Source organism: Phocaeicola massiliensis B84634 = Timone 84634 = DSM 17679 = JCM 13223, from assembly GCF_000382445.1.
GTDB lineage: Bacteria > Bacteroidota > Bacteroidia > Bacteroidales > Bacteroidaceae > Phocaeicola > Phocaeicola massiliensis.
Window position 1 is genome coordinate 1,509,387 of the sequence record NZ_KB905472.1, and the last position, 8,800, is coordinate 1,518,186.

The window sequence follows — 8,800 nt, forward strand, 5'->3', positions numbered from 1 at the left end:
AACCAAGTAAAGGAAATTACACTTGATATGGCCGGCAGTATGCAGAAAATAGCAAAACGTTGTTTTCCCGGGGCTATGCAGGTAGTGGATCGTTTCCATGTCTCAAAGTTGGTTTATGAAGCTGTACAAGACCTTCGGATCGCTTATCGCTGGCAAGTAATGAAGGATGAGAACAGGAAAATCAAGGAAGCTAAAGCCAAGGGGGAAAGTTATGAACCTAAAGTGTTTAGCAATGGAGATACACTCAGACAGTTGTTGGCCAGAAGCCGGTACCTGCTGTTTAAGGCTCCGGACAAGTGGCTGCAAAGCCAGAAGGTAAGAGCCAAACTACTCTTTGAACAATTCCCGGATATAAAATCCGTGTACTATTACGCACTACGATTAGGGAAGATATTTTCAGACTATACAGATAAAGATGTGGCTCGTGCCAAACTGGCACTTTGGTATAATGAAATTGAGGAGTTTGGTTATGATACGTTCACTACTGTTGCCAATTCCATTGAGAATCATTACGAACGGATATTAAACTACTTTGTGAACAGAAGCACAAATGCTGCTGCGGAAGCTTTTAATGCAAAAATTAAAGCATTTAGGGCTTCATTTCGTGGAGTAGTAGATAAGAGGTTCTTTCTGTATAGATTAGCAAAGGTGTATGCATAAAGAGAAATTAACAAATGTTAATCCCCCAAGAATTACAACTGAGCCAAAACTTGGGGTCAGTAGCTTTTAATGTTAGTAAAATCTAAAATTATTTTATACATTTGTATGATATGACTTTAATGAATTTTATTATATGATAGCAGAAAGACAATTAATCTCTCATTTGTATCAAAATAAAGAGAATGGACAATGGGTGATACAGTCAAATGATGAGCACCAAAAAGGAGTAGCAAAAATAGCTGCCTCTTTTGCCAAAAGGTTTGAACTCCCTTCTTGGGGATATGCACTTGGTCTGCTTCATGACAAAGGTAAAGAACGTGCAGCGTTCCAACAATACATACGTAAAGTAAACGGTTTGTCCACGGATGATAAAAAGCATTATAATGATCACGCTCATGCTTTTGTGGGTGGAATACTGGCAAAGGATTTCATGGGGAAAGATGTTCTCAATCTTCTTGCCAATCAAATAATTTCCCACCATACAGGACTGTATGATTATGTGGAAGCAGAAAATATCTTGCAGGAAAAACCGTTGCCTGAAGAAATAGACAAGGATAATATAAATATAGATATACCCTTATTGTATAAAGAATTTCTTGAATCACCTTTTTCTAAATTTAAGGTAGACCGGAAACACTTTCATCACCTGTCTCGTATGCTTTTTTCTTGTCTTGTCGATGCTGACCGACTCGACACGGAGCAATTTATGAATCTAGAGTCATGGCAGAAAAGGAAGTGCTCGTCTACGGTTGTCGATTTGTTACCGAAATTGGAAGCGCATTTGCAAAAATTGCAGTTGGATGCAGTTGATACGGAAGTAAATCGTATTCGTAGGAAAGTACAAGAACAATGCAGCAAAACATCTTTAGGTGAAAAAGGTTTCTACAGCCTTACGGTACCAACGGGAGGCGGCAAGACGCTTTCGTCTTTGTTATGGGCCATGAAGCATGCTGCAAATCATGCCATGAATCGTATCATCATTGCCATTCCATATACTAGCATCATTGTACAGACGGCAGGTCTCCTGAAGAAAATCTTCGGTGAAGAGAATGTATTGGAACATCACAGTAACTTCAATCCGGATGATATTAAAAATGAGGAAGTACGCGAAAAAGCGAAGCTGGCCACTGAAAATTGGGATTATCCCATTATTGTCACTACCAACGTGCAACTTTTTGAATCTATGTTTAGCAATAGACCGTCCGATTGCCGTAAGTTGCACAATATCGTGAATTCAGTTATTATCTTAGACGAGGTTCAGACATTGCCGACCGACTTTTTGCAACCGATAGTCGATGCGATGAAGGCATATCAAAAAATGTTTGGAGTATCTATATTGTTTACAACAGCGAGTCAGCCGGTGCTTAGCGGTTTGATAGAAGGCGCAAATCCTAAAGTCGGATTTAAGGGAATAGAGCATATCATGGAAATTATTCCGACTGAATTTGCGTTACATGACAAGCTCCGTCGTGTGAAATTGGAAATAGATAACACGGGGAAAACATATGATGAAATAGCGGCAAAGGTGTCTGAATATGATAAGGTACTCTGTATTGTGAACACCCGTAAGGATGCCAAGGAATTGTATAATCGCTTGCCTGACGAAGGAGTGAAAATTCATTTATCAAGAATGATGTGCCCTGCCCATATTAGTGAAACGATATGTAAGATAAAAGCTTTGTTAAAGGATGAAGCACATCCAATTGTAAGAGTAATAGCAACCCAACTCGTAGAAGCGGGTGTAGATATAGATTTTCCAGTTGTATTTCGTCAAGAGGCAGGACTTGATTCTGTATTGCAAGCGGCGGGAAGATGTAACCGTGAAGGGAAAAATAGGATTGGTCACACATTTGTATTCAGCCTTTCTGCAGAGAAGCGCATACTCTTTGGTTCAATGGCAGCAGCCAACAATGCACGACTGAACTTACCTACTGATAGCGATTGGTTTGCTCCTTCCACAATGGAAAAGTATTTTCAACAGCTTTATTTCAGGAAGGATACGTTTGATAAAAAGGATATGAAACATTATCTTTATAAACTTGACGAGTTATGTTTTGAAACAGCCTCAAAAGAGTTTAGACTGATTGATGATGATGGTATGAATGTCATAGTGAATTGGGAAAACAGTATGGGACTTGTGGAGAATTTGAAAAAGTCGGGTTGTACATATTCATTAATGAAACAACTGGCCAAGTTTACTGTAGGTGTTCATCGCTCGAATTTCAGTCAATTGATTAAATATGGTGCTGTTGAAGAAATATTGGAAGGTATATATGTGTTGGCCGACAGGGCGCAGTATGATAATGCTATAGGGCTTAAACTTGAAAACCATTGGATGGAAGAGATATTAATGATATAAAGACAAGACGGAATCGGAAGATTTATAGCAAAATAACGAAAGTAATGAATAATATGGAATATACAGATAAAGAATATTGTTTGGAGATATGGGGTGACTGGGCTTGTTTTACTCGCCCGGAACTGAAAGTAGAACGAGTGAGCTACGATGTCATTACACCATCGGCAGCACGTGCTGTCTTTGAGGCTATACTTTTCAAACGCTATGCCATGCGTTGGCAGGTGACGAAGATTGAAGTGCTTAATCCCATTAAGTGGACTACCATCAGGCGAAATGAAGTGGGAGCAGTGGTAAATTCCAGTATGAAACCAATTTATATAGACGATGGAAAGACACGCCAACAGAAGAACTCTTTGCTTTTGCAAGATGTGCGTTATCGCATTTATGCCAAATTGATATTTATCCCAGTAAAAGATCGTCCGAAGGAGGCTTTTGCCAAACATCAGCCAAGTAATGATGAGAATCCCATGAAGTATTATCAGATGTTTGAACGCAGAGCATTGCAAGGGCAATGCTTTACGCAGCCTTATTTGGGTTGCCGCGAATTTGCCGCAAATTGGAAATACATTGATAATACGGATTATCTTGAGCCGCCTTTGTTTGAAGACAGAGATTTGGGCATTATGCTTTATGATATGGATTTTGAGGGGAATGCCCAGAAACCGGATGCCATGTTTTATCGTGCTAGAATGAAACAAGGTGTGATTGTTGTACCAAGTAAAGATAGTGAGGAGGTACTGAGATGATATTGAAGGCATTGTATGATTATTACCATCGAAGTGGGGATAATGTAGCTCCTTTGGGGCTGGAATACAAAGAGATTGGTTTTATAATTGTTATTGATAAAGATGGAAATCTGTGTAGAATAGAGGATAATCCTGTTAAGAAACTTGTAGCTAAAACCAATGGTCGTACAGGCACAAAAAGTTTGCCTAATCATTTATGGGATAATTTTTCTTATGTTTTAGGCATTAGTAATGCTACTATACATATAAATGACGAGGGATTAAAGCCTGAAAAGGAAGCTGAGTATAAAAAAGAAATTGCCAAGAATGTTAGAAACCATTCGGCATTTCTTGAATACATCAATGACTTATGTTCTCAATATCCCTATGATGAGGATTTAAAAGCTGTTGCAAACTTCTATATTAGTAACAAGGACGTATTGTCATTGCTCCAAAAGGCCGATAACTGGGATAATATAAAGAAGAATTTCACTAAAAACATATCTTTTCTCATTCAAGGAGAAACACAGATAATAGCTGAGAAAGAATCAGTTTTATCTTATTATAAAACTGATGAGGGCAAAACTGATTTCAGCAGAATCTGTGTGTGTTTAGTTACGGGTGAAAAATGTCAACCAGTTAAAACTTTTACAAAAATCCAATTAGGGAAATTCAGTGATACAAAATTGGTGTCTTTTCAAAAGAATCAAGGATATGATTCCTACGGAAAAGAGCAAGGAAATAATGCGCCGATGTCTAAGTCGGCGGAATTTGCAATTGCTGCTGCTTTAAAAAAACTGATTGATTATAACTCTCATAATAAATTTACTGTCGGCTTAAGGACTTATGCATTTTGGGCTTCAAGGAAAAACGAAGTAAATATGCAAATAGAAGAGAGTGTGTATTCTTTATTTGGGTGGGAAGAAAAGGATAACCCTGATAGCAAACTTGAAAATATTACCCAAATATTCAAATCAATATATAATGGAAATAAGCCTATTCAAACTGATGATAAATTTTATATCCTCGGAATGTTTGCCGCTAACAAGGCAAGAATAGCGATATCGTATTGGAATGAGACTACAGTAAAGGAATTTGCCGGTAAACTTCTCTTGCATTTTGAAGATATGGAAATCATAACGAGTGGAGATAAAAGACCTAATTATTGTAGTCTATACGCAATACTCAAGGCTGTTAGTTTGAAAGAGAACATAAAAGAAAATTGCCCTCCTAGTCTTCCTGATGCCGTGGTGAAAAGCATCTTTCAAGGATTACCATATCCGGTTTCTTTGTTTCAAGCTTGCGTTTGCCGCATACGTGCAAAACAATCCGTTAACATTGTGCATGCTGCCATCATCAAGGCTTATCTTAACCGACTGAATGATAATAACAACAATAAAAAACTCGATATTATGTTAGATAAAGACAATCAAAATCAAGGGTATCTTTGCGGACGGTTATTTGCGGTAATGGAAAATCTCCAGTATGCCGCAAATAAGCAAGATACTATTCGTTCAAGTTATTTGAATGCAGCTTCATCTACCCCATCAGCTGTATTTCCAACCATTCTTAAACTATCAAATAGTCATTATAGCAAATTAGCAAAAGACAAAAAAGGACTTGCTAATTTCTTTGATGATCAAAAGAAAGAAATTATAGCATTAATCCAAGATTTTCCAAATACATTGAATTTGAGTGATCAAGGACGTTTTTTTCTTGGCTATTATCATCAGAAATGCCACAGAGATAATAAAGAAGCAGAAGAGTAATAACAATATAAAAAAGAAAATAACTATGTCAGAAATTAGAAACAGAATAGATTTCGTTTACATCTTTGATGTACAAGACGGTAACCCAAATGGTGACCCCGATGCAGGCAATCTCCCCCGTGTGGATGCTGAAACTGGTATGGGACTTGTTACAGATGTTTGCCTTAAGCGCAAGGTGCGTAATTATGTACAAATAGCTAAATCAGGACAACTTGGTAACGATATTCTTGTTAAGTCTAAGGAAATTTCAGGCGAAGAAGTCTTTATTAATGGAGAAATCCGTAAGACATATGAAGATCTCAGTATAAAGCTTGAGAAAGGAAAAGCTCCTGCTGATAAAGTGCCTGCTGGTAGAACTGCTATGTGCAAACGATTCTTTGATGTGAGAACCTTTGGCGCAGTTCTATCAACGGGCCCTAATGCAGGACAAGTAAGAGGAGCTGTTCAGATGACTTTTGCCCGTTCAAAAGATATGATTGTTTCAGAAGAACATGCACTAACGGTGTGCGCAGCCCGCGATGAAGAAAAGCCTTATGAGTTGCAAGTAGGAATACAAGGTCGCAAGGCTACCGTACCTTATGGCCTCTACATCTGCCATGGTTTCATCTCTGCCAACTTGGCACGACAAACCGGATTCTCAGAAGAAGACCTTGCATTATTTTTTGAAGCATTGAAGAATATGTTCGATGTGGACCGTTCGGCAGCACGCGGATTGATGAGTGCACAAAAGCTGATTGTTTTCAAGCATGATTCCGTATTAGGCAATGCTCCTGCCAACAAACTGTTTGACTTGGTTAAGGTGGAGAAGATCTGTGACGGAGCACCGCGTTCATTCAGCGACTATTCGGTCATTATAGACAAGGAGAATGTTCCATCAAATGTTACTGTTGAAGAGCTGATATAAGTAAAAGGTATATGTATAGCGAAGACGATATGCTCATGTTGTCGGGGATTCAGCACTTTAGGTTCTGTCCTCGGCAATGGGCTTTAATACATATCGAACAGCAATGGGATGATAATCGTCTTACCATTGAAGGACAGATCCTGCACAAGCATGTAGATGATCCGTTTTATAGGCAGAAGTGTGGTGACCAAATAACATTACGCGCAGTGAATATTGCTTCGTATGAACTGGGTCTTTATGGCATTTCAGATGCTATAGAACTGCTTCCGTCTTTATCTTTTGAAGACACAATTCAGCATCCGAAGTATCCGGGGCAATGGAAACCGGTGGTTGTGGAGTATAAACATGGTAAACCAAAAAGGAATGAAGTGGATGAAGTGCAGTTGGCAGCACAGACAATGTGTCTTGAGGAAATGTACGCTATCCATATACCATACGGTGTGTTCTTTTATGGAGAACTTCGCCATCGGGTGAATATGGATATAACTGATGAATTGCGGAACATTGTCAAGCAATGTACTCAAGATATGCACGAGGTATTCGCCAAAGCGGTTATTCCGAAGGCGGAGTATGGCAAGCATTGTGATAAATGTTCCCTCAAAGATATTTGTATGCCAACGATGGTAAAGAATTGTACTACGGTGGATACATACCTTAATAAAAATTTATATGAATGAGAAAATTGTTGAATACTTTGTATGTGACGACACCGGAAGCGTATCTTAGTAAGGATGGGCTGAATGTTGTAGTGTCGGTCAAACAAGAGGAAGTGTTTCGTATTCCTGCTATTAACATAGAAGGCATTGTGACGTTCGGATATATGGGCGCAAGTATGAAATTGTGCACTGACAATGGCATATCACTTACATTCCTTTCTCCTCATGGCAGATTTATCAGCAGGGTACAGGGCACGACGAAAGGGAATGTACTGTTGCGTAAAAAACAGTATCAATTGTCGGACGATGAATCTTGGTCGTTACATGCGGCACGGCTGATGATTGGCGGTAAGATTCAAAACTATCGTAATATATTGAGGAGATATATTCGTGATTATGGGGAGAATGAAGATGTCAATCAAGCAGTACAAGTGTTGGAGCATGCCAAGCGTGAAGCTTTGACAGCTCAAGATAAGACGACCCTAATAGGGTATGAAGGCATGGCTTCAAATGCTTATTTTGAAGTGTTGCCTATTTTGATACTTAATCAGAAAGCTGATTTTCCATTTCATGGTCGTAATCGCCGTCCTCCTAAGGATGCAGTGAATGCCATGTTGTCATTTGCTTATACTTTGATAGCAAATGAAATATCTGCAGCACTCGAGACTGTAGGTCTTGATCCTTATGTAGGATTTCTCCATACACTTCGTCCGGGGCGTACGTCCTTAGCATTGGATATGATGGAAGAATTTCGTGCCTATCTTGGTGATCGTTTTGTCTTGTCATTGATTAATAAAAGACAGATCACATCCAAGGATTTTTTGTTTCAAGGTGATAATGGGGTTGTTATGACAGATAAAGGGAAAAAGATTTTTATTTCTGCATGGCAGGCTAAGAAAAGAGAGGTGATAATCCATCCTTATCTTAATGAAAAAATTGAGATAGGACTTCTGCCTTATGCACAAGCTATGTTGATGGCAAGATATATTAGGCAAGATATTGATAATTATCCGGTATTTCTAATAAAATGATTTACGAGTATGTATATTCTTGTAACTTATGATGTGGATACTACGAGCAAGGAAGGAGCTCGCCGTTTACGGTGTGTGGCTAAGGCTTGCATAGATTATGGACAGAGGGTACAGAATTCTGTCTTTGAATGTGAGGTGACAGAAGCACAATATTGTCTTTTGAGAGGAAGAATCAAAGATATCATTGATATGTCTCGTGATAGTGTTAGATTCTATATTCTTAGTAAAAATGAGAATAGAAGGGTGGAAGTGATAGGTGTCGAAACTGCTTATAAAGTTAATAATGCTTTTATTGTATAATGTGTGCGAATGTGGAGTGTTGCAAAAAAAGTAGTATCTTCGCAACTCTTAATAATCAGCAGATTGACTTGTTTATAAGGCGAATGCCGTTATTCAATTGAAATAAAAATGAGAATTCGCATATTAGTAGGGTTAATTTATTGATTTATAATATACAACTCTGTATACAGTCACACCTCATGTAGGTGTGTGGATTGAAACAAAGAGGAAGACTTGTTGCCCGGCAAGGATGGAAGTCACACCTCATGTAGGTGTGTGGATTGAAACACCATTAATATAGTGGTACTATTCATTCAGTTAGTCACACCTCATGTAGGTGTGTGGATTGAAACTATAACTTAACCCAACCACGACAGCCGGTGATGTCACACCTCATGTAGGTGTGTGGATTGAAAC

The 8,800-nt window shown here is 38.6% G+C and carries 8 protein-coding genes; all 8 read left to right on the plus strand.

Features of this window, described 5'->3' with window-relative positions:
• The coding region (locus HMPREF1534_RS12620; protein ID WP_005938658.1) for an ISAon1 family transposase at positions 1 to 660 on the plus strand (660 nt) is incomplete at its 5' end.
• Positions 661 to 793: 133 nt separating this feature from the next.
• Complete coding sequence (locus HMPREF1534_RS12615; protein ID WP_005938661.1) at positions 794 to 3,019, plus strand: CRISPR-associated helicase/endonuclease Cas3; 2,226 nt, start codon at positions 794 to 796, stop codon at positions 3,017 to 3,019.
• 53 nt (positions 3,020 to 3,072) lie between these two features.
• A complete protein-coding gene (cas5c, locus tag HMPREF1534_RS12610; RefSeq protein ID WP_025066957.1) occupies positions 3,073 to 3,765 on the plus strand; it encodes a type I-C CRISPR-associated protein Cas5c in 693 nt (230 codons plus the stop codon).
• Positions 3,762 to 5,513: a type I-C CRISPR-associated protein Cas8c/Csd1 gene (gene cas8c, locus HMPREF1534_RS12605; RefSeq protein WP_005938665.1), complete on the plus strand. Its 1,752-nt coding sequence runs from the start codon at positions 3,762 to 3,764 to the stop codon at positions 5,511 to 5,513. Before cas5c ends, cas8c begins: the two co-directional genes overlap by 4 nt.
• A 25-nt stretch (positions 5,514 to 5,538) precedes the next feature.
• Complete coding sequence (gene cas7c, locus HMPREF1534_RS12600) at positions 5,539 to 6,417, plus strand: type I-C CRISPR-associated protein Cas7/Csd2 (protein WP_005938667.1); 879 nt, start codon at positions 5,539 to 5,541, stop codon at positions 6,415 to 6,417.
• An 11-nt stretch (positions 6,418 to 6,428) separates the two neighbouring features.
• Entirely contained in the window at positions 6,429 to 7,094 is a 666-nt protein-coding gene (gene cas4 / locus HMPREF1534_RS12595; RefSeq protein ID WP_005938669.1) for a CRISPR-associated protein Cas4, read from the plus strand.
• Positions 7,091 to 8,104: a type I-C CRISPR-associated endonuclease Cas1c gene (cas1c, locus tag HMPREF1534_RS12590; protein ID WP_005938671.1), complete on the plus strand. Its 1,014-nt coding sequence runs from the start codon at positions 7,091 to 7,093 to the stop codon at positions 8,102 to 8,104. The genes cas4 and cas1c overlap by 4 nt, the downstream gene beginning before the upstream one ends.
• A gap of 9 nt (positions 8,105 to 8,113) precedes the next feature.
• Positions 8,114 to 8,404, plus strand: coding sequence for a CRISPR-associated endonuclease Cas2 (gene cas2 / locus HMPREF1534_RS12585; RefSeq protein WP_005938673.1), 291 nt, complete (start codon positions 8,114 to 8,116; stop codon positions 8,402 to 8,404).
• The last annotated feature ends 396 nt before the right edge of the window (positions 8,405 to 8,800 follow it).